Annotated in this window: 17 protein-coding genes, 1 tRNA gene, 1 other RNA gene and 1 pseudogene; 8 read left to right on the forward strand and 12 right to left on the reverse strand. The window is 68.7% G+C overall.

Features of this window, described 5'->3' with window-relative positions; translation table 11 throughout:
- Positions 1 to 16: 16 nt before the first annotated feature.
- Positions 17 to 2,113, reverse strand: coding sequence for an AsmA family protein (locus ALSL_RS06115; RefSeq protein WP_126537431.1), 2,097 nt, complete (start codon positions 2,111 to 2,113; stop codon positions 17 to 19).
- 78 nt (positions 2,114 to 2,191) lie between these two features.
- Positions 2,192 to 2,614, reverse strand: a complete 423-nt coding sequence (locus ALSL_RS06120; RefSeq protein ID WP_126537433.1) for an OsmC family protein — start codon at positions 2,612 to 2,614, stop codon at positions 2,192 to 2,194.
- 127 nt (positions 2,615 to 2,741) lie between these two features.
- Between ALSL_RS06120 and ALSL_RS06125 the strand changes: the two genes are divergently transcribed.
- The gene (locus ALSL_RS06125) at positions 2,742 to 3,017 is read left to right on the forward strand and encodes a GNAT family N-acetyltransferase (RefSeq protein WP_126540067.1); all 276 of its coding nucleotides are present in this window, start codon (positions 2,742 to 2,744) and stop codon (positions 3,015 to 3,017) included.
- A gap of 39 nt (positions 3,018 to 3,056) precedes the next feature.
- Positions 3,057 to 3,719, forward strand: a complete 663-nt coding sequence (locus ALSL_RS06130) for a DUF1345 domain-containing protein (protein ID WP_126537435.1) — start codon at positions 3,057 to 3,059, stop codon at positions 3,717 to 3,719.
- Positions 3,720 to 3,733: 14 nt separating this feature from the next.
- Here the strand turns inward: ALSL_RS06130 and ALSL_RS06135 are convergent, their stop codons facing one another.
- Positions 3,734 to 4,609, reverse strand: coding sequence for a PhzF family phenazine biosynthesis protein (locus ALSL_RS06135; protein ID WP_126537437.1), 876 nt, complete (start codon positions 4,607 to 4,609; stop codon positions 3,734 to 3,736).
- Positions 4,610 to 4,740: 131 nt separating this feature from the next.
- Between ALSL_RS06135 and ALSL_RS06140 the strand changes: the two genes are divergently transcribed.
- Complete coding sequence (locus ALSL_RS06140) at positions 4,741 to 5,343, forward strand: rhomboid family intramembrane serine protease (RefSeq protein ID WP_126537439.1); 603 nt, start codon at positions 4,741 to 4,743, stop codon at positions 5,341 to 5,343.
- Positions 5,344 to 5,353: 10 nt separating this feature from the next.
- Positions 5,354 to 6,460, forward strand: a complete 1,107-nt coding sequence (locus tag ALSL_RS06145; RefSeq protein ID WP_331457743.1) for an aminopeptidase — start codon at positions 5,354 to 5,356, stop codon at positions 6,458 to 6,460.
- Positions 6,461 to 6,486: 26 nt separating this feature from the next.
- Here the strand turns inward: ALSL_RS06145 and recR are convergent, their stop codons facing one another.
- From recR to ALSL_RS06170, 5 genes are all read right to left on the reverse strand, one after another.
- On the reverse strand, positions 6,487 to 7,086 hold the full coding sequence (gene recR, locus ALSL_RS06150; protein WP_126537441.1) for a recombination mediator RecR: 600 nt from the start codon (positions 7,084 to 7,086) through the stop codon (positions 6,487 to 6,489).
- Between the two features lie 238 nt (positions 7,087 to 7,324).
- Positions 7,325 to 7,645: a YbaB/EbfC family nucleoid-associated protein gene (locus tag ALSL_RS06155; protein ID WP_126537443.1), complete on the reverse strand. Its 321-nt coding sequence runs from the start codon at positions 7,643 to 7,645 to the stop codon at positions 7,325 to 7,327.
- Positions 7,646 to 7,691: 46 nt separating this feature from the next.
- On the reverse strand, positions 7,692 to 9,317 hold the full coding sequence (dnaX, locus tag ALSL_RS06160; protein ID WP_126537445.1) for a DNA polymerase III subunit gamma/tau: 1,626 nt from the start codon (positions 9,315 to 9,317) through the stop codon (positions 7,692 to 7,694).
- 81 nt (positions 9,318 to 9,398) lie between these two features.
- Positions 9,399 to 9,495: signal recognition particle sRNA small type (gene ffs, locus ALSL_RS06165), an RNA gene on the reverse strand.
- A 267-nt stretch (positions 9,496 to 9,762) separates the two neighbouring features.
- Positions 9,763 to 9,855: transfer RNA gene (locus ALSL_RS06170), tRNA-Ser, on the reverse strand.
- A 244-nt stretch (positions 9,856 to 10,099) separates the two neighbouring features.
- Here ALSL_RS06170 and typA point away from each other — a divergent pair.
- Positions 10,100 to 11,929, forward strand: coding sequence for a translational GTPase TypA (gene typA / locus ALSL_RS06175; protein ID WP_126537447.1), 1,830 nt, complete (start codon positions 10,100 to 10,102; stop codon positions 11,927 to 11,929).
- Between the two features lie 64 nt (positions 11,930 to 11,993).
- Here typA and kbl read toward each other — a convergent pair whose 3' ends face one another.
- Both kbl and tdh read right to left on the reverse strand, forming a co-directional pair.
- Positions 11,994 to 13,199 (reverse strand): glycine C-acetyltransferase, encoded by a 1,206-nt coding sequence (kbl, locus tag ALSL_RS06180; protein ID WP_126537449.1) that lies wholly within the window; start codon positions 13,197 to 13,199, stop codon positions 11,994 to 11,996.
- A gap of 52 nt (positions 13,200 to 13,251) precedes the next feature.
- A complete protein-coding gene (tdh, locus tag ALSL_RS06185) occupies positions 13,252 to 14,274 on the reverse strand; it encodes an L-threonine 3-dehydrogenase (RefSeq protein WP_126540071.1) in 1,023 nt (340 codons plus the stop codon).
- A 109-nt stretch (positions 14,275 to 14,383) separates the two neighbouring features.
- On the opposite strand from tdh, the gene miaA reads away from it, so the two are divergent.
- The 3 genes from miaA to hflX all read left to right on the forward strand — a co-directional run bounded on the left by miaA (position 14,384) and on the right by hflX (position 17,115).
- Complete coding sequence (gene miaA, locus ALSL_RS06190; RefSeq protein WP_126537451.1) at positions 14,384 to 15,334, forward strand: tRNA (adenosine(37)-N6)-dimethylallyltransferase MiaA; 951 nt, start codon at positions 14,384 to 14,386, stop codon at positions 15,332 to 15,334.
- A gap of 131 nt (positions 15,335 to 15,465) precedes the next feature.
- Positions 15,466 to 15,753 carry an RNA chaperone Hfq gene (gene hfq / locus ALSL_RS06195; protein ID WP_126537453.1) on the forward strand — a complete coding sequence of 96 codons (288 nt, stop codon included), beginning with the start codon at positions 15,466 to 15,468 and terminating at the stop codon, positions 15,751 to 15,753.
- 6 nt (positions 15,754 to 15,759) lie between these two features.
- On the forward strand, positions 15,760 to 17,115 hold the full coding sequence (gene hflX, locus ALSL_RS06200) for a ribosome rescue GTPase HflX (protein WP_126537454.1): 1,356 nt from the start codon (positions 15,760 to 15,762) through the stop codon (positions 17,113 to 17,115).
- Between the two features lie 150 nt (positions 17,116 to 17,265).
- On the opposite strand, the pseudogene ligD reads toward hflX, so the two are convergent.
- Together ligD and ku are read right to left on the reverse strand one after the other, a co-directional pair.
- Positions 17,266 to 19,758, reverse strand: a pseudogene (gene ligD / locus ALSL_RS06205) (DNA ligase D).
- Positions 19,755 to 20,675, reverse strand: a complete 921-nt coding sequence (ku, locus tag ALSL_RS06210) for a non-homologous end joining protein Ku (protein ID WP_126537456.1) — start codon at positions 20,673 to 20,675, stop codon at positions 19,755 to 19,757. Before ku ends, ligD begins: the two are co-directional and overlap by 4 nt.
- Between the last annotated feature and the right edge of the window lie 23 nt (positions 20,676 to 20,698).

A 20,698-nucleotide genomic window follows, 5' to 3' on the forward strand; every position in this document is an offset into this window, starting at 1 on the left:
CGCCGCGAGGCTTTTTTCAGAGGGAAGCGGGGCGGCGCAGCTTAAGGACGTCGCGGCAGGCGTCCTCTTCTTCGCCATGGCTGGGGGCAATGAGGGCGAGCAGGGCGGCCGCCGGCGCCACGGCCGCGCCCAGGGCGGCGGCGCCGGCACCGCGGGCCAGCAGTGGACTGCTGTGCACGCCGACGTCCGGATGCTTGAACGTGCCGCGGGCATACAGCGGCGAGCGCAGCGAGAGCACGCGCATGCCCTTGGTGTGTGGGTAGATGTCGAGATTCAGCCGCTCGCTGGCGAAATCCACGCTGCCTTCGACCTCGATCAGCGCATCCTCCGTATCGAACACGAACAGGCGCGTGGTGAAAAGGCCACGCCGTGCCTCCAGATCGGTCGCCGCGCAGCGGATCTTCACCGTGCGGTCGCCGAACAGCTTGCCGAGAATGATGTTGCCGACGTTGAGTCCGGCCATCTCGAGCAGGTTGCGGCTGATGGCGCCGTCGTTCATCACCATCTGGACCGCGCCGTCGGCACTGCCGAGCAGGGTCGCTACCGAATTGCCGCTCGCCCGGAGCACGGCCTGGCCATTGATCTCGCCGAGACTGGTCTGCATCGGCGCGAAGCCCGGAAACAGGCGCTTGAGCTTGAGATGACGCGCGGTGAGATCGAGTGAGCCCTGCATCGGCTCCCGGCTGCCGTCCAGACGCAGCTGGCCCTGGACGGTGCCGTCGGCCAGGCCGGCCTCTAGCGGGTCCAGCGTCAGCACGCCGCTTCGCATCGTGAGGTGAGTATCGAGCGAGTCGAGGGGAAATGCGTCGTCGTCGTGCAGCAGGTGCGCGCTGCGGTAGCGCACGTCCGCGTCCATGGCCTGCCAGCGATCGGTGCGGAAGGGCTCGACCGGCAGCACCTTGTCGGCCGGCTGCGGGGTGATCGTCTCATCCGAAGCATCCTTCGATGGACTGGCCTTGACACCGACCAGCGGCGCCAGATCGGCCATGCGCAGCACCTGCGAGTGCAGCGTGCCGCTCAGCCTGGGCCGCGTGCCGCCGGTGTCGTAATCCAGATCGCCGGCGAGGTCGCTGCCGCCCACCCGGCCGCGGAAGTCGTGGTAGGCGTAATGGCTGCCGCCGCGCCGCAACTGCGCGACGAGGTGTCCCTCGGTGGCGAATGGTGGCGTGTCGGGCAGGGTGACGCCGGTGATGGCATAGAGCCTGGCCATGCTCGATCCGGCGAACCACACACGCAGGTCCAGCGCGGCCAGGTGCAGGGGGTCGGTGAGCGTGCCGACCAGGGCGATGCGGCTGTCGCCGATGTGCACCCGCGCCTGCAGCGGGAACGGCGCATGCGGATCACGCAGGGCGATCAGTCCGCCGATCCGGCCGCTGCCTTGCGCCGGCGTGCCATGATAGGTGCCGTGGGCATGCCAGGCGAACCGGTAGGTGAGGCCCGCCTGCGGCTGACCGATGTGCTCGTCGCGTGGCGCCTTGCCGGCCATGGCGCGGCGCGCGTCGGCACCTACCGCCGCGCTCGCATCGGCGCGGGCCTCCTCGCTGGCCTGGGCGACCAGCCGATCATAGGGAATCGGCCCAGATAGCGGCTGCACCTCGATGTCGAGGACGATGCGGCCCAGGGCATCATCCACGTGCAGCGTGCCGCGATCGAAACCGAGGCGATCGAGCTTGAGCTTCCAGGCCGAGGGTTGGCCATCATCCGCCAGCGCGAAATCCCAGCTGGCGCGGCCCTGGGCGTCGCGTTCCAGGTCTACCGCTGGCCGCTGCAGCTCCACCAGCGGCACCACGATGCGGTGGGCAAGCAGCGGCAGCAGCGCCAGCCGGAAGCGCACCGCCTCCAGCTGGGCGAATTGCGCCCTTTTTGCCCAGTCGGGGTTGCCGATGCGGATGTCACGGGCGGTGAAGGTCGGCCACGGCACCCAGGCGGCCAGCCCGCCGGCCTCGCGTTCGCGGCTCCAGTCGACGGTGAGATCGCCGGTGATGGTGAATGGCCGGCCCAGCGCCTGGCTGACCTTGTCGTCGATGAAGGGACGCAGGCGGTTCCAGTCGAACAACGCGACGGCGACGACCACCAGCAGCATCAGCGCCAGCAGTGCCAGCGCGATGCGCATGATCCAGCGTGGCCAGCGCCGGGGCCTCACCGACGCCATGCCGTGCCGCCTTTGCAGGCCAGGCGCGCCGCCACCGGCTTACTCCAGCGCCGCATCCAGGCTGATCGGCGGCCGCAGTGCCTTGGATACCGGGCAGCCCGTCTTGGTCGCCTCGGCCAGTTCCTTGAACTGGTCCGCGCTCAAACCGGGTACGCGGGCACGGCAGGTGAGGGCGATCGCGCTGATGGCAAAGCCATCGCCGTCCTTGTCCAGGCTCACCGCGGCGCGGGTCTCGATGCGCTCGGCCTTGTGTCCGGCCTGTTCCAGCGCAAGGGCCAGCGCCATGCTGAAGCAGCCGGCATGCGCCGCGCCCAGGAGTTCCTCCGGATTGGTGCCCGGGCCGCTCTCGAAGCGGGAGTTGAAGCCGTAGCCGGCTTCACGCAGCACCCCCGTCTCGGTGCTGACCGAGCCGTGGCCATCCTTGAGGCCACCTTTCCATACGGCAGAGGCGGAACGTTTCATGGTCTTGATCCTCAGGCGTGGAATCGACGTGCCGGAAAGCATCGCCGAGAAAACATGCAGACGATGCGAAGACACGCCGGCGGGTTATCCTCCTGCGCACATTGCAACGCAAAAGGGGAACGGTTCGATGGCCCTGGACATCAAGCACGACGAAACGCGGCGGCGCTTCACCGTCGAAGTGGATGCCGTCACCTGCGAGCTCGACTACACGCTGCAAGACGGGGTCATGACGATCACCCACACCGGCGTGCCGGCGGCGGTAGGCGGTCGCGGCATCGCCGGCGAGCTGGTGCGCGCCGCGGTGACGACGGCGCGGGCACGGGGCTGGAAAGTGGTGCCGGCCTGCTCGTATGCCGAAGCCTGGCTGAAACGCCACCCGCAGGAAGCCGAAGGCCTGCGTTGAACCCTGCACCCACGCGAAGGACGCACAGGAGCCTGCCACATGTCATCCCGGCAACGAGAACGCTCGCACGGCTGGCGCGTGTTCCGCGGGCGCCCGCAGCTCAGCGTGGCCGCCGCCACTTTCGTATGCACCGCCGCACTGCTGTTTGGCTTCGGCGTGCATCCGATCAGCGCGGTGCTGTACGGCTTTGATCTCGGTGCCCTGGTCTTTCTCGGCAGCCTGCCGCGCATCTTCAACCGGGCCACGCCCGCGCATCTGCGCGACCACGCCCTGGCACAGGCCAGCGGACGCTGGGGCCTGCTCTGGAGCAGCGTGGTGCTGAGCGGAGTGATCCTGGTGGCGCTTGCCGCCGAGATACAGAAGGGCCGCTCCGGCGGCCTGCCGTCGATCGCCGGCGCCATCCTGAGCATCCTGCTCGCCTGGCTCTACATCCATACGATGTTCACCCTGCACTACGCGCACGGCTACTACGGCGACTATGGCGAGGAACACCGCGGGCTCGCCTTTCCGAAGACCGAGCGCCCGGACTACTGGGATTTCGCCTATTTCGCCTTCTGCATCGGCATGACCTTCCAGGTCTCCGACGTCGACGTGACCAGCAGTTACCTGCGCCGCATCGTGCTCCTGCACAGCGTGATCGCGTTCTTCTTCAGCGCCTTCATCATCGCCTTCAGCGTGAACATCGTCGCCGGGCAGAGCTGAAGCAAGGGCGCCGTTCACGGCCAGTCCAGGGTGCCGTCGATCACGGTGCGCGCACTGCCGCCGACCCAGATCCGGCCGTCCTCGATGCGTACGTGCAGCCGTGCGTCGTGGCCCATCTCGCGGCCCTGGCTCACCGCATAGCCGCGCGCCAGCGCACCGTCAGGGCCGGTGAGCGCGATGTAGGCGCCGAGCAGGCCGTTGGCTGCGCCAGAGGCCGGATCCTCGACGATGCCGGCGCCGGCCGGGAAGGCGCGCGTCGCCAGCTGGTAGTCGGGCCGCGTGCTGCGTGCGAAGACGCACAGGCCCATGCTGTCGGTGGCGCGGGCCAGGGCGGCGATCGCGGCGTGGTCGGGCTGCCAGGTGCGCAGGCTGGCTTCGTCCACCGCCTCGGCCAGCCACCAGCGCCGTCCGCCCTCGATCAGCACCGGCGGCAGTGCGCCGCTTTCCAGCCCGCGCAGGGCGGCGGCCAGCAGCGGATGGGCACCGCTGCCCTGACGCAGTATGCGTACCGGCGGGGCTCCGAAGAACAAGAGCCGCTGCTCGCCGTGCCCTTCGATGCGCAGCGGCAGCACGCCCGCACCGCATTCCTGCCACAACTTGCCGTCGACCGGCTCGGCCAGCCCGCAGCTGAGCACCGCATGGGCGCTGCCGATGGTCGGGTGCCCGGCAAAGGGGATTTCCCGCTCCGGGGTGAAGATGCGCACTCGGTAACTGGCGCGCGGGTCCCGCGGCGGCAGCAGGAAGACGGTCTCCACTAGCCCGATCCAGCGGGCAAAGCTTTGCATGCGCCGATCGCTCCAGTGGCGTGCATCGACCACCACGCCCAGATGGTTGCCACCGCCGGGCGAGGCCGGAAAGACGTCCAGATGCAGGTAGCGATCCGCAGCCATGGGTCGACTCGCAGCAGGAAAAGACCGGCTCATGGTACCCGCAAGGTCGGCCGGTCCTGCCATCGACAAGCCCCGCCGCTTGCCATCAAGATGCGCGGTTCGCCCAACGCCATTCGTTCAAGGGAAGCCGGATGATTACCCTGGCCATCATCGCCGTGACCTCGATCGTTTCCTTCATCGCCTTCAACAACAGGCGGCTGCTGGATGACCTGATCCTGTGGCCGCCGGCGATCAAGCGGCATCGCGAATATCACCGGCTGGTGACCTACGGTCTGGTGCACGCCGATCTGGGGCACCTCCTCTTCAACATGCTCACCTTGTTTTTCTTCGGCCGGGTGATGGAGCGCTTCTACGCGATGCGGCTGGGTGCGCTGGGTTTTCTGCTGTTCTATCTCGGCGGCCTGGTGGTGTCGATCCTGCCGAGCTACCTGCGCAACCGTGACAATGCGGGGTATCGCAGCCTCGGCGCCTCCGGCGCGGTGTCCGCGGTGCTGTTCGGTTTCATCCTGCTCGCGCCGTGGACGCGGATCATCGTGTTCGTGATCCCGATGCCGGCGATCCTCTACGCCGCGCTGTACGTGGTCTATTCGCTGTACATGGATCGCAGCGGGCAGGACGACGTCAACCACAGCGCGCATCTGTGGGGCGCGGCTTACGGGGTCCTGTGCACCGTGCTGGTCTATCCGCCGGCGCTGGCGCACTTCATCGGCGAGCTGGCCCGGCCGCGTTGGTGAGGATCGGCGCGTGCGGGCGCATCGGGCAGGGCGATGGTCGAGGATCGCGCTGGCCGCGCTGATGATGGCGCTGCTTCCGGCCTGCTCGGACCTGCGCTACTTCGCCCATGTGGCGCGCGGACAGGCCGGGTTGGTCCTGCATCGCCGGCCCATCGAGCGGGTGATCGCCGATCCGCATACCGACCCCGAGCTGGCGCGACGGCTTGCCCTGGCGCTGGCTGCGCGACGGTTCGCCTCGGCCGCGCTCGCACTGCCCGACAACGCCAGCTACACCAGCTATGTCGAGCTCCACCGACCGTACGTGGTGTGGAACGTGTTCGTCACGCCGCCTTATGCGGTGGAGCCGCGACTCAACTGTTTTCCCATTGCCGGTTGCGTCGCCTACCGCGGTTTCTTCGACCCGGCTTATGCGCAGGACTGGACGTCACGCTGGCGGCGGCAGGGGGACGACGTGTGGATCGACGGCGTGTCGGCCTATTCGACTTTGGGTTGGTTCGCCGACCCGATTCTTTCCAGCATGCTGCGCTGGGACGATGACGAGCTCGCCGGCACCATCTTCCACGAGCTCGCCCATCAGCGGCTGTATGTGAAGGATGACACCGCCTTCAATGAATCCTTCGCCAGTTTCGTCGAGGAGGAAGGGTTGCGCGCCTGGCATGCCGCGCGCGGGCTGCCGCCGCCGGACGAGCGAGCCCGGGCGATGCAGGACGCCTTCGCCGCCCTGGTCCTTGATCTGCGCGAGCGGCTGCGTGCGGCCTATGCGCGCGGTGGTAGCGAGGCCGAACTGGCTGCGGCCAAGGCGGCCGAGATCGCAGCCTTTCGTGCCCGTTATGCGCGCTGGCGCGACCGCGAGTGGGGTGGCGATCATCGTTACGATGCCTGGGTCGCCGCGCCGATCAACAATGCCCGGCTGGTGCCGTTCGGCCTGTACGACCGCTGGAAGGGGGCCTTCGCCGCGCTGTTCGTGCGCTGCGGACGGCACTGGCCGGATTTCTATGCCGCCGCCGGGCAACTGGCCCGCGAATCCGCAGCCGCGCGCCAGCAAGCGCTCGAGGCACTGCGCGCCGTGGCGAGCGGCGATGCGCCGCGACGACCGATGAGCACGCCGCCGCCCTGACGGCCGGGCGCGCGAGGCCTGAAACGTCAGCCGAGCAGCTGGCGGCTGCCGAAGGCGTGGGCCAGCGTGCCGCGGTCGACGTATTCCAGCTCGCCGCCCAGCGGTACGCCGTGCGCGAGCCGGGTCGGCCGCACGCCGCCGGCGCGGGCGAGCTCGGCCAGATAATGCGCGGTGGCCTCGCCCTCTACGGTGGGATTGGTGGCGATGATCATCTCCTCGATCTCGCCTTCGGCCAGCCGCTCGGCGAGCAAGCTCAGACCCAGTTCCTGCGGCCCCAGGCCGTCGAGCGGCGAGAGCCGCCCGAGCAGGACGAAATACTGGCCGCGGTAGCCGGTGGCCTGCTCGATCGCCGTGAGATCGGCTGCCGATTCGACCACGCACAGCACGTGACGGTCGCGGCTGGTGCTGGCGCACAGTGCGCACACCGGCGTCTCGCTGAAATTGCGGCAGCGCGTGCAATGGCCGACGCGCCGCAGCGCCTCCTCCAACGCGCCGGCCAGCCGCAGGCCGCGTTCGCGGTCGCGCTCGAGCAGATGGAAGGCCATCCGCTGCGCGCTCTTGCTGCCGACCCCGGGCAGGCAACGCAGGGCTTCGATGAGTTCGTTGAGCAGGGGCGAGCCGGTCATGGGAGGCGGGGCATCGGGAAAAGGATCAGGATTCGGCTACGCGCTTTGCGTGATGCCACGAAAGCCTGCCCGGGAGCGGCTGAAAAACCCCGTCCTTGGGTTTTTTGGGGATCACGGTGGCGCGGTACACGCCGCATCACGCCAGTTATCCAAAAGAGCTTGCCGTCCTTGGCGGATGTCTGCCCGGGCAGACTGCCCCGGGCGGGGCGTTGAATGAATCGCGTCCTGGGAAAGCTTGTCAGAACGGCATCTTGAAGCCGGGCGGCAGGTTGAGGCCGGCGGTGACGTTGCCGAGTCTGGCGCGGCTCGCCTCGGCCACCTTGTTGACCGCGTCGTTGAAGGCGGCGGCGAGCAGATCCTCGACCATGTCGGGATCCTCGGCCAGCAGTTTGCGGTCGATGGTCACCCGCCTGACCTCGTGCGCACCGGTCATGACCACGCTGGCGAGGCCGCCGCCGGCACTGCCGGTGACTTCCAGACTGGCCAGTTCGGCTTGCGCGCGCTGCATTTCCTCCTGCATGCGCTGGGCCTGCTGCATCAGTTGACCGAGATTTCTCATCGTGCGACTCCGGGATAGCGATTTTTTAAGAATGAGGAGCTGGGCTTCAGGCGTCGAGCGGCCGGATCGAGCCGGGCAGCACGCGCGCGCCGAATTCACGCTTGAGCGTCTGCACCAGTGGGTCCTCCTCGATCGCCTGCTCGGCCGCGGCCTGTGCCGCCTCGCGGGCGTTGGCCGCGCGGGCGGCAGGCGTGTGTCCGACCGTCTCATCGGCGACGAAGCGCAGCCGGATGGCTTCGCCGAGCGCTTGTCCGAGCCGTTCGGCGAGCTGGCTCACCATCGGCTCGACGGCCAGGTGCATGTGAATCGGCTTGAGCTTGAGGATCAAGGTCTGGCCCTCGCGCCCGTGCAGCACGGCGTGACGGGCGAGCTGGCCCTGCGGCCCGCGCAACGCGGCGCGTTCGATCAGCGTCTCCCAGTCGGGTAAGGCGCCCGGCGTGTGGGTGGCCGGTGCCGGCTCGGCCACGCCAATGGCCTGGACCGGAGGCGACCCCGGCATCGGCGTCGCCGGTCGCGGCGGTGTGCTGGCCGCAGGTGTCGCTGCCGAGCGCGCCGGCGATGGTGCCGGCGGTTCCGCGGTCTCCACCGCCGGGCGGAAGGCGAGCATGCGCAGCAGACTCATCTCGAAACCGATGCGCGGGTCCGGGGCCAGGGGCAGGTCGCGCCGGCCGGTGGTGGCGATCTGGTAATAGAGCTGCACGTCCTCCGCCGCCATGCGCTCGGCCAGCGCGGCCAGCGCCGCCGCCTCGGCCATGTCCTCCGCCGGCCGCTGGCCGGGGATCAGCTGGATCAACTGCAGTCGATGCAGGGTGGCGGCCAGATCGTCCAGCACGCCGCCGAAATCCGGAGCGAACGAGGCGATGCGCTCGGCCTCCTGCATGAGCCGCGCGCCGTCGCCGGCCGCCAGTGCCTCGAGCACGCCGAGCACCTGGTCGCGCGCCACGCTGCCCAGCATCGCGCGCACCTCGTCGGCCTTCAGCGTGCCGCCGCCGTAGGCGATCGCCTGGTCGAGCAGCGACAAACCGTCGCGCATCGAGCCGTCTGCGGCGCGGGCGATCTCGCCGAGCGCGGCGTCTTCGAAAACGATGCCCTCGGTGGTGAGGATGCGCCGCATCTGGCCGGTGATCTGCTCGGGCAGCAGACGCTTCAAGTTGAATTTGAGGCAGCGGCTCAACACCGTCACCGGCAACTTCTGCGGGTCGGTGGTGGCGAGCAGGAACTTCACGTGTGGCGGCGGTTCTTCCAGCGTTTTCAGCAGCGCGTTGAAGGCCGGCTTGGAGAGCATGTGCACCTCGTCGATGAGGTACACCTTGAAACGGCCGCGCGCCGGTGCGTACTGGGCGTTCTCGATCACCTCACGCACGTCGTCCACGCCGGTATTGCTGGCGGCGTCGATCTCGAGCAGGTCGACGAAGCGGCCGGCATCGACCGCGGTGCACACCGCGCACTCGCCGCACGGGTCGGCCGATTCGCCGCGCTCGCAGTTGAGCGACTTGGCGAAGATGCGCGCGATGGTGGTCTTGCCCACGCCACGCGTGCCGGTGAAGAGATACGCATGGTGCATGCGGCCGCTGTCCAGCGCATGGGTGAGCGCGCGCACCACGTGCTCCTGTCCCACCAGTTCGGCGAACCGGCGGGGGCGCCACTTGCGCGCGAGGACTTGGTAGGACATGGGCTCTTTGCAACCTGCGGCAAAACGGCATTGTGCCAAGGCGGCAGCCGTCCGTCAGTAAAGGCCGCCAGATGGCGGCGGCCCCGCCAGCCACACCCCGGCACCCGAATCATCCACTACCGTTGCTTCCTTCCGGACCTGGCGGGGTTTGCGGACTATCGTCGCGGGGGGACCGACGGGGCCACCATGGACGTCGGGCGCTTGGCCCGTCTGATTTTACGCCGCGCCGGCTTGCGCCGCCGCGATCAATCCAAAACTGGCGGAGAGGGCGGGATGGCTCGGCCCGTCCTGGGCCTCACCCCTTCGCGCTTGCGCGCTGCGGGGCCAGCCTGCCGGCTGTCCAAATTCGTTCCAGACGAATTTGTCGAACCGCGCGGGTTTTCACCCGCCCTTCCGTTGCCTGCTCATGTCGCGCCAGCATCCAGCCGTCGCGCGCTGTCAAAATTGGCGGAGAGGGCGGGATTCGAACCCGCGATACGGGGATAAGCCGTATACACACTTTCCAGGCGTGCTCCTTCAACCACTCGGACACCTCTCCTTTCAAGGACTTCCGTCGCGCCCCTGTCGCTAGGCGTGACTAGAAAGTCCTGGCTCTTGCCGCGCAGCGGTGTTTGAGGCTTTCCCCGCGCACCGGGCCGCCCGGCAAAGGCGCGGAAGCATAGCGTCCGCGCGGGGACGAAGACAAGCGTGCACGCCCGCGGAGGAGCCGCCGGTGACGTATAATGGGCGGCTTCCCTACGCCAAAGCGCTTCTTGAGGCGGCTACATGCCGCCGATCCACTTATGTCCATCGAAAACCTGCGCAACATCGCCATCGTCGCCCACGTCGACCACGGCAAGACCACCCTCGTCGATCAATTGCTCAAGCAATCCGGCACGCTCGGCGAGCGTACCGTGCTGGCCGAGCGGGTGATGGACAGCAACGATCAGGAAAAGGAGCGCGGCATCACCATCCTGGCCAAGAACACCGCGATCACCTGGGCCGGCAACCGCATCAACATCGTCGACACGCCCGGTCACGCCGATTTCGGCGGCGAGGTGGAGCGCGTGCTGTCGATGGTCGACTCGGTGCTGCTGTTGGTGGACGCGATGGACGGCCCGATGCCGCAGACGCGTTTCGTGACGCAGAAGGCCTTCGCGATGGGCTTCAAGCCGATCGTGGTGGTGAACAAGATCGACCGCCCCGGGGCACGGCCGGACTGGGTGGTCGAGCAGGTCTGGGATCTGTTCGACCGCCTTGGCGCCACCGCCGAGCAGATGGATTTCCCGGTGATCTACGCCTCGGCGCTGAACGGCTATGCCAGCCTCGACCCGGAAGCCCGCGAGGGCGATATGACGCCGCTCTACCAGGCGATCATGCAGCATGTGCCGCCGCCGCGTGTGGACCCGCAGGGGCCCTTCCAGATGCGCATCAGCCAGCTCGACTACAACAGCTATGTCGGCCTGATCGGCATCGGCCGCATCCAGCGCGGCACGGTGCGCGGCAACATGCCGGTGACCATCATCGACCGCGAGGGCAAGAAGCGCAGCGGCCGCGTGCTGCAGGTGCTCGGCTTCCTCGGCCTGGAGCGGCTGGAAGTGCCCGAGGCGCAGGCCGGCGACATCGTCGCCATTTCCGGCATCGAGGGGCTGGGCATCTCCGACACGGTCACCGACCCGGCGGCACCCGAGGCGTTGCCGGCGCTCACCGTCGACGAGCCCACCATCACCATGACCTTCCAGGTCAACAATTCGCCGTTTGCCGGCAACAAGGATTTCTCCGGCGGCAAGTTCATCACCAGCCGCCAGCTGCGCGACCGGCTGATGCGCGAGACGCTGCACAACGTCGCCCTGCGCGTGGAAGAGACCGACGACCCGGACAAGTTCCGGGTCTCCGGGCGCGGCGAGCTGCATCTGTCGGTGCTGATCGAGAGCATGCGCCGGGAAGGCTACGAGCTGGCGGTGTCCCGCCCCGAGGTCATCGTCAAGGAGGTCGACGGGCAGTGGATGGAGCCTTACGAGCAGCTGGTCGTGGACGTGGAGGAAATCCACCAGGGCGGCGTGATGGAGCGCCTGGGCCAGCGGCGCGGGCAACTCAAGAGCATGGAGCCGGACGGCAAGGGGCGGGTGCGTCTGGAGTACCTGATTCCGGCGCGCGGCCTGATCGGTTTCCAGACCGAGTTCCGCACCCTGACGCAAGGGTCGGGGCTGCTGTTCCACGTGTTCGACCATTACGGCCCGAGGAGTGAGGGCGCGATCGCCAAGCGGCCCAACGGAGTGATGATCTCCAACGGCACCGGCAAGGCGCCGGGTTATGCGCTGTTCGGCCTGCAGGAGCGCGGGCGCCTGCTGATCAATGCCGGCGAGGACATCTACGAAGGCCAGCTGGTCGGCATCCACGCCAAGGACAACGACCTCACCGTCAATGCCCTGCGCGAGAAACAGCTCACCAACATCCGCGCCGCCGGCAAGGACGATGCGATCATCCTCACGCCGCCGATCAAGATGTCGCTGGAGCAGGCGCTGGAGTTCATCGAGGACGACGAGCTGGTCGAGGTGACGCCCAAGGCCATCCGCCTGCGCAAGAAGCATCTCACCGAGAACGACCGCAAGCGCGCCTCGCGCGGTCTTTAGACGACGGACACCGGCCGCGGGCCTGCGCCGGTTTGCGCAAGCCCGCGGCTTCGGCGCGTCCCGTTCAGCCGGCGAGCACGCCCAGCCGGCGGCCGACCCGGGTGAAGGCCTCGATCGCCCGGTCCAGCTGCTCACGGGTGTGCGCGGCGCTCATCTGCGTGCGGATGCGCGCCTGGCCCTGCGGCACCACCGGATAGAAGAAGCCGGTGACGTAGATGCCTTCCTCCAGCAGCGCGGCGGCCATCGCCTGCGCCTTGGCGGCGTCGTAGATCATCACCGGCACGATGGGATGCGTGCCGGGGCGGATGTCGAAGCCGGCCGCAACCATGCGCTCGCGGAAATACGCGGTGTTCTCGGCCAGCCGCGCGCGCAGGGTGTCGGCCTGGGCGTCGCCGAGCATGTCGAACACGGCGATGCCGGCGGCGACCACCGGCGGCGGCAGCGAGTTGGAAAAGAGGTAGGGACGCGAGCGCTGGCGCAGCAGCTCGATCAGCTCGCGCGGGCCGGTGGTGAAGCCGCCGAGCGCACCGCCGAGCGCCTTGCCGAGCGTGCCGGTGAAGACGTCGATCCTGTCCATGACGCCGTGCACCTCGGCCGAACCGCGACCGCTACGGCCGAGAAAACCGGTGGCATGGCATTCGTCGATGTGCACCATGGCGCCATAGCGTTCGGCCAGTGCGGTGATCTGGTCGAGCGGCGCGATGAAGCCGTCCATGGAGAACACGCCGTCGGTGGTGATGAGCTTGGTGCGGGCGCCGGCGGCGTCGGCGGCCTTGAGCTGCCGCTCGAGATCGGCCATGTCGCCGTTGGCATAGCGGAAGCGGCTGGCTTTGCACAGGCGGATGCCGTCGATGATCGAGGCGTGGTTGAGCGCATCGGAGATCACCGCGTCCTCTTCGCCGAGCAGCGGCTCGAACAGGCCGCCGTTGGCGTCGAAACAGGCGGCATAGAGGATGGCGTCCTCGGTGCCGAAGAACTCGGCGATCTTGCGTTCCAGCGTCTTGTGCAGGTCTTGCGTGCCGCAGATGAAGCGCACCGAGGCCATGCCGAAGCCGTGGCTGTCCAGCGCCGTCTTGGCGGCGGCGATCACACGCGGATCATCGGCCAGGCCGAGGTAGTTGTTGGCGCAGAGATTGAGCACCTCGCGGCCGTCTTCGAGGATGATCTTCGCCGACTGCGGCGAGACGATCACCCGTTCGGTCTTGTACAGCCCTTGCTGGCGCAGGGCGTCGAGTTCGGCGCGAAAACGCGCCTGGGCGGTGTAGGTCATCGGGGAGACTCCAGACGGTGAGGGACGGGACACAGCGCGCCGTTCGGGCGGCTCAATGCCAGCTGCAGACCACCTTGCCGCACTTGCCCGCCTCCATCAGGTCGAAGCCTTTCTGGAAGTCGTCGATGGCAAGCTGGTGGGTGAGCACCTTGCCGAGCGGGAAGCCGGTCAGCGCCATCTGCGTCATCTTGTACCAGGTCTCGTACATCTTGCGGCCGTAGATGCCCTGCAGGGTGAGGCCCTTGAAGATCACCTTGTCCCAGTCGATGCCGGCGCCCTTGGGCTGGATGCCGAGCAGGGCGATCTTGCCGCCGTGGTACATGCATTCGAGCATGTCGTTGAAGGCGCGCGGATTGCCGCTCATCTCCAGGCCGACGTCGAAGCCTTCCATGTGCAGGTCGGCCATCACGTCCTTGAGCGACTGGTTGGCCACGTTGACCACGCGGGTGGCGCCCATGTCGGCGGCCAGCTTGAGCCGGTAATCGTTGACGTCGGTGACCACCACGTTGCGTGCACCGACGTGCTTGGCGATGCCGGCGGCGATCACGCCGATCGGGCCGGCGCCGGTGATCAGCACGTCCTCGCCGACCAGGTCGAACTCCAGCGCGCAGTGGGCGGCGTTGCCGTAGGGGTCGAAGTAGGCGGCCAGTTCCGACGGGATGGGATCGGGGATCGGCCACAGGTTGGAAGCCGGCATGACCAGGTACTCGGCGAAGGCCCCGTCGCGGTTGACGCCGATGCCGACGGTGTTCGGACACAGGTGCTGGCGTCCTGCGCGGCAGTTGCGGCAGTGGCCGCAGACGATGTGACCTTCCGCCGAGACGCGCTGGCCTACCGCATAGCCGGACACGCCCGGCCCGAGCTCGACGATGCGGCCGACGAACTCGTGGCCGATGATGAGGCCCGGGCGGATCGTGCGCCGGCTCCATTCGTCCCAGAGATAGATGTGCAGGTCGGTGCCGCAGATCGCGGTTTTCTCGACCTTGATCAGCACGTCGTTGGGCCCCGGCTGCGGACGCGGCACCTCTTCCATCCAGATGCCCTTCTCCGGATGGCGTTTGACCAAGGCTCTCATCGTCGCGGACATGGGCTCGGCGGCTCTCGAAAGGCGGGAAGGGTGGCGATTATAGGCAGCGCTTCGCCCCCATGCCTTGCGCGCTGCGGCAGTCTCTTACAATCGCGCGATGCCCGCCGACCGCCGCCCGCCTGCCGTGTTCCTGATGGGCCCGACCGCCGCGGGCAAGACCGCGCTCGCCTGCGCGCTGCACGAGCGGTTCGCGGTGGAACTGGTCAGCGTGGATTCGGCACAGGTCTATCGCGGTCTCGACATCGGCGCAGCCAAGCCCGACGCGGCCACGCTGGCGCGCCATCCGCACGCCCTGCTCGATCTGCGCGATCCGGCCGAACCGTACTCGGCGGCCGATTTCCGTGCCGATGCGTGGCAGGCGATGCGGGAGATCACCGCGCGCGGGCACGTGCCGCTCCTGGTCGGCGGCACCGGGCTTTATTTCCGCGCCTTGCAGCGCGGCCTGTCCGCCCTGCCGGGAGCCGATGCGGACATCCGCGCGCGCCTGGCGGCCGAGGCGGCATCGATCGGCTGGCCAGCCCTGCATGCGCGCCTGGCGCAGAGGGATCCGGCGGCGGCCGCGCGCATCGGTCCGCAGGATGCCCAGCGGATCCAGCGTGCCTTGGAGGTGATCGAACTCACCGGCCAGCCGCTGTCGAGGCTGCAACGCGGCGGCAGCGGCGAGCCGTTTCCGTGGCGGGTGTTGAAGATCGCCCTGCTGCCCGCGGACCGCGCCGCGTTGCATGAACGCATCGCCCGGCGGCTGGATGCAATGCTCGCGGCGGGTTTTCTCGACGAAGTCCGTGCGCTGCGCGCCCGCGGCGATCTCGATCCGGAGCTGCCGGCACTGCGGGCGGTGGGGTACCGCCAGGCCTGGGAGCACTTGGCGGGCATGACCGACCGGGCGACCTTCCGGGAACGGGCGATTTTCGCCACCCGTCAGCTCGCCAAGCGGCAGATCACCTGGCTGCGCGGCGAGCTCGACGCCCGCGTCATCGCCCCGGACCGGCCGGCGGCGCAAACGCAGCTCGTGAGGGCCTTGCAGCGCTTCCTGGGCGACTCCATATAAGCCTCGATGTCGCCAGGCGAAGTGCGTGCGACGTCCTTACACGATGCGTAAAAAAACGTTTACCATCCCCGCCATTGGACCGGGCGCCGTACAGGCGTTTTTCGCCGGTCCCTATCAGGGGGAAAGCCAATATGTCCAAAGGACAATCCTTGCAAGATCCGTTTCTCAACGCACTGCGCCGTGAGCGCATCCCGGTGGCCATCTATCTGGTCAACGGCATCAAGCTGCAGGGCACCATCGAGTCGTTCGACCAGTTCGTGGTGCTGCTGCGCAATCAGGTGAGCCAGATGGTCTACAAGCACGCCATCTCCACCGTCGTCCCCAGTCGCAACGTGCGCATCGGCACCCCTCTGGAGGGGCAGGGCCAGCATGATGGCCCGGCCGAAACGCACCCGGTATCCGCGGAAGCGGAAGGTTGACCCACCCTGTTTGATCGTCAGAAGAAGGGCGAGCGCGCCGTCCTGGTCCTGCCGTATGCACGCGGCGAGACCGATCCCGCGCGCCGCGCGGCGGAATTTGCCGAACTGGCCGGTTCCGCCGGCGCCGAGGTCCTGGGCAGTGTCGGCGCCCGCGTCGAGCAGCCCAATCCGCGCTACTACATCGGTTCGGGCAAGGCCGAGGAGGTCGCCGCGCTGGTGCGCGCGGTCGAGGCCGACGTCGTCCTGGTCGACCACCAGCTCTCACCGGTGCAGGAGCGCAACCTGGAGAAGCTGCTCGGTGTGCGCGTCATCGACCGTGCCGGCCTGATCCTGGACATCTTCGCCCAGCGCGCCCGCTCGCACGAAGGCAAACTCGAGGTGGAACTGGCGCAGCTGAAGCACCTGGCCACCCGGCTGGTGCGTGGCTGGACCCATCTCGAACGCCAGCGCGGTGGCGCCATCGGCCTGCGCGGGCCGGGCGAGACGCAGCTCGAAACCGACCGCCGTCTGCTCGGCGAGCGGGTCAAGATGCTCACCAAGCGGCTGGAAAAGGTGCAGACCCAGCGCGGCCAGCAGCGCCGCGCGCGGCTGCGCAACACCGTGCCGCGGGTGGCTCTGGTCGGCTACACCAATGCCGGCAAGTCGACCCTGTTCAATGCCTTGACCGCCGGCGGCGTGTATGCGGCCGACCAGCTGTTCGCCACGCTCGATCCCACCGTGCGCCGCATCGAGGATCTTGCCTGCGGACCGGCGGTGATCGCAGATACGGTCGGCTTCGTGCGCGATCTGCCGCACGACCTGGTCGCCGCCTTCCGCGGCACCCTGGCCGAGGCGCGCGATGCGGATCTCCTGCTGCATGTGTGCGACGCCGCCGACGAGGACGGCCAGGCGCTGCGTGCGGTGGTCGACCGGGTGCTGGCGGAGATCGGCGCCGGCGACATCCCGCAGCTGCTGGTGATGAACAAGATCGATCTCATCGCCGCGTCCGCCGCCGATGCCGTCGTGGGTGCGGTCGATGAGACCGCCGTCGAGCGCGCCCGGCCGCGGATCGAGCGCGACGCCGAAGGGCGGCCGCGGGCGGTGTGGCTCTCGGCATCGACCGGCGCGGGATTGGAGCTGCTGCGTCAGGCCTTGGGTGAGCGCCTGGGCGGCGAGCGGGTGCGTTCCGAATTGCAGCTGCCGCTCAGCGCCGGGCGTCTGCACGCTCGGCTCAAGGCCGTCGGGGCGATCGCCGAGGAGCGCGTGGACGCCCAGGGCTGGCGGCTCTCCATCGATGCCCCGCGGACCGTGCTGCATGCCCTGGCCGGCGAGGCTGCGCCGATCCGCGCCCTGCTCGAGACGGCGCTACCCGAGACCGACTGAGCGCCCGCGCCGGAAGGCAAGCCGACCCGCACGGGCCTCGTGCAGTAGAAGACGCCGATGGCCGTTGCGGTGATGACCTGCCGGGTACGCCGGGCGTCGTGGCTTCCGCGGCATGGCGCGGTCGCGGACGGCCGTCCTGAGCCGCCGCCTTCAGAGCGGCAGGCGTTGCGCCATGCGGTCGATGCCGTCCCACGGGTCCTTGCGCAGGCGCTTGGCACGCTGGCGCGCGCTGGAAAGGTCGAAGGCATCGGCGCGATCGATGCGGCCGAGTTCGTCCCAGCGCAGCGGCATGGCCACGGGCGCGCCGGCCCGTGCGCGCAGCGACCAGGAGGTGACGCTGGTGGCACCACGCGCATTGCGCAGCCAGTCGATGAAGATGAGCCCCTCGCGGCGCGCCTTGCTCATGGTGGCGATGTAAGTCCCGGGCGCCTGCGCCACCATGGCGCGGGCAAAACTTTCGCAAAAGTGGCGGGCTTCCTCCCAGCCATGCTCGCGGGCGATCGGCACCACCACGTGCAGGCCCTTGCCACCGGAGAGCCGCACGAAGCTCTGTAGCCCGATTTGCCTGAGCCGGTCGCGGACCGTGCGGGCGGCATCGATGATCTGCGGCCAGGCGATACCGGGGGCCGGATCGAGATCGAACACCAGCCGGTCCGGCGTTTCCGGATCGTCGATGCGTGCGCCCCAGGGGTGGAACTCGACGGCATTCATCTGCACCAGTTCCAGCACGCCGTCCAGCGAGTCGACGTAGAGGTAATCCTCGGTGCCGCTCTTCTGCTGCAGCGCGATGGCGTGCACGTGCCTGCCGAGGGCGGCGGCATGGTGCTTCTGGAAGAAGCATTCGCCGTCGGCGCCGTCCGGACAGCGCACCAGCGACAGCGGCCGCCGGACGAGCTCGGGCAGCATCCAGCGCGCGACGTCGCGGTAATAGGCGGCGACGTCGGCCTTGGTGTAGGGGCTGCCGGCGAACATGCGCCGGTCGGGATGGGTGATGTGCGTGGACATGGCCGGGCCTCAGCCGATTTCCTCGGGGGGTTCGAGCTGGTCGGCGGGTTTGTCCTCGCGCAGGCGCAGAAAGCTCGCCTGGCGCAGCAGCCGGTCGCGCGTCCAGCCGCGGAAGTCCACCTCCGCCACCAGGCGCGGGGTCACCCATTGCACGCTGCGCGTCGGGAAGGGCAGCTTGGCCGGCAGCGCGACCGTCGGCGTCTTGCGCGCGAGCGCCTCGAGCCGGCGCTGCAGGCTGTCGAGCGTGGCCTGGTCGAAGCCGGTGCCGACCCGGCCGACATAGCGCCAGCCGCCTTTCTCGTCACGCGCGGCCAGCAGCAGCGAGCCGAAACCGGTGCGCGAGCCCTTCGGCGGCGTGTAGCCGACGATGACGAATTCGTCGGTGTGCGCGTGTTTGGCCTTGAGCCAGTCGCCACTGCGGCCGCTGCGGTAGGTGCTGTCGATGCGTTTGCTGACCACCCCTTCCAGGCCCTGCCGGCGGGTTTCGGCAAACAGCTCCTGGCCATGGCCGACGAGGTGCTCGCTGTAGCCGAGAGGCCCTTCGCCGGCGGCTGCGACAAGCTCGGCCAGGAGGCGCTTGCGCTCGTGCAACGGGCAGCCCCGCAGGTCCATGCCGGCCAGTCCCGGCAGGTCGAACAGCATGTAGCGCAGATCGGCTGTGGCGCGCTGTTCGATGGCGTGCTGCAGGGCGGGAAAATCGCTGCGCCCCGCATCGTCCAAGGCGACCAGCTCGCCGTCCAGGCAGGCGTCGGCGACCGGCAGCGCCTCGATCGCGCGGGCGACTTCGGGAAAGGTGGCGGTCCAGTCGAGGTCAGCGCGCGAACGCAGCCTGGCCTTGCCGTTTTCGAGGTCGACCAGCAGGCGATAGCCGTCCCACTTGATCTCGTGCAGCCAGTCTTCGCCGCTCGGCGGGGCCGGCCGCAGCATGGTCAGCGCGGGAGCGAAACCGAACGGCATGCCCGCACGCGCGCCGGGCAGTGCTCGTGCGCTGGCCTGCCAATCGGTGGCGGTCGATTTGCGTGCGCGCTTGGTGGCGGCGCGGCGGGTCGGCGGAGCCGCTGCGGCGTGCTTGGCCGTGCGCTTCGTGGGGCGTTTCGCGGTCGACTTGCGCTCGTCGGTAGCGTCCTCGTCGAGGAAGTCGTCCGCCTCCATGTCCGCGGCGTAGGCGTCGTCGTGCTTGATCAGCAGCCATTGCGGCTGGCGTCCACGCATGGCGGTGCGCACCAGCGCCCATTCGCCGTGCAGTTTTTCGCCATCGAGGGTGAAGACCAGCTTGCCCTCGGCCAGCTGCCGGTGCGGATCGCCTTCGCAATGCCAGGTGCCGTGGTCGAAGATCGCCACGTGACCGGCGCCGTAATGGCCGGCCGGTATGTCGCCTTCGAAAGTGGCGTAGTCGAGGGGGTGATCCTCCACCTGCACGGCCAGGCGTTTCTCGCCGGGCCGCAGCGAAGGCCCCTTCGGCACCGCCCAGCTCTTGAGCACGCCGTCCAGTTCCAGGCGGAAGTCGTAATGCCGGTGGCTGGCATGATGCAGCTGGATCACGAAGATCGGGTCGCGGTGCCGGCGCGCAGCCACCTTGCCCGCAGGTTCGGGCGTCTGGTCGAAATGCCGCTTGCGCCGGTACTCGCGCAGGCTCATCGCTTGCTCCGCGAGCCGGCCCGCCGGCCCGGAGTGGCTTTGGTCGGGCTGCGCGCGGCTCGCTTGGCGGGCGCCTTGGCCGCGCTCTTGGCGGCGCGCTTGGCCGGCGCGACCGGTCCCTTCTCGGCGAGGCTGCGCTTGAGCAGCGAGACGAAGTCGACCACGTTGGTGCTGGCGTGCTCGGGCGTGGGCGGCGTTTCCTCGGCCAGCGCGGTCTTGGCGCCGCTCGCCTTCATCTTCTTCTCGATCACGGCGCGCAGGCGGTCACGGAACTCGTCCTGGTAGGACTCCGGCTGCCAGGGACCGCTCATCGAGGCGACCAGCTGGGCCGCCATGTCCAGCTCGCGTGCGCTCACTCGGTAGTCTTCCGGCTTGCCGGTGGGCAGCGGGTATTCGGCCGGATCGATCACCTCCTGCGGATAGCGCAGCAGCATCAGCAGCAACGCGTCGCCCTGCGGCATCACCGCGGCTAAATGCTCGCGGGTGCGGATCACCACCCGTGCGATGCCGACCTTGCCGGTCTTCTTCAGCGTCTCGCGCAGCAGCACGTAGCCTTTTTCGGCCTTCCGGGCCGGCACCAGCACGTAGGGCTTGTCGAAATAGTTGGGCGGGATGGCGCCGGCATCGACGAAGCGCTCCACTTCCACGGTCTCGTGGCTTTCCGGGGCGGCGGCGCGCAGGTCGTCCTCTTCCAGCACCACGTAGTTGCCCTTGCTGTATTCGAACGCCTTGACGATGTCCTTCCAGGGCACCTCGTCGCCGGTCTCGGTGTTGACCCGCTCGTAGCGGATCGGCTTGCGGTCGCGGGCGTCGAGCAGACGGAAATGCAGGTCGACCCGGCGCTCGCCCGGCATGAGCGCGACCGGCAGGTTGAGCAGGCCGAAGGAGAGAATGCCGTTCCACAGAGGGCGGGCCATGGGATCGTCGGGCTCCGTGCAGG

Origin of the sequence: Aerosticca soli (genome assembly GCF_003967035.1) — a bacterium.
GTDB lineage: Bacteria > Pseudomonadota > Gammaproteobacteria > Xanthomonadales > Rhodanobacteraceae > Aerosticca > Aerosticca soli.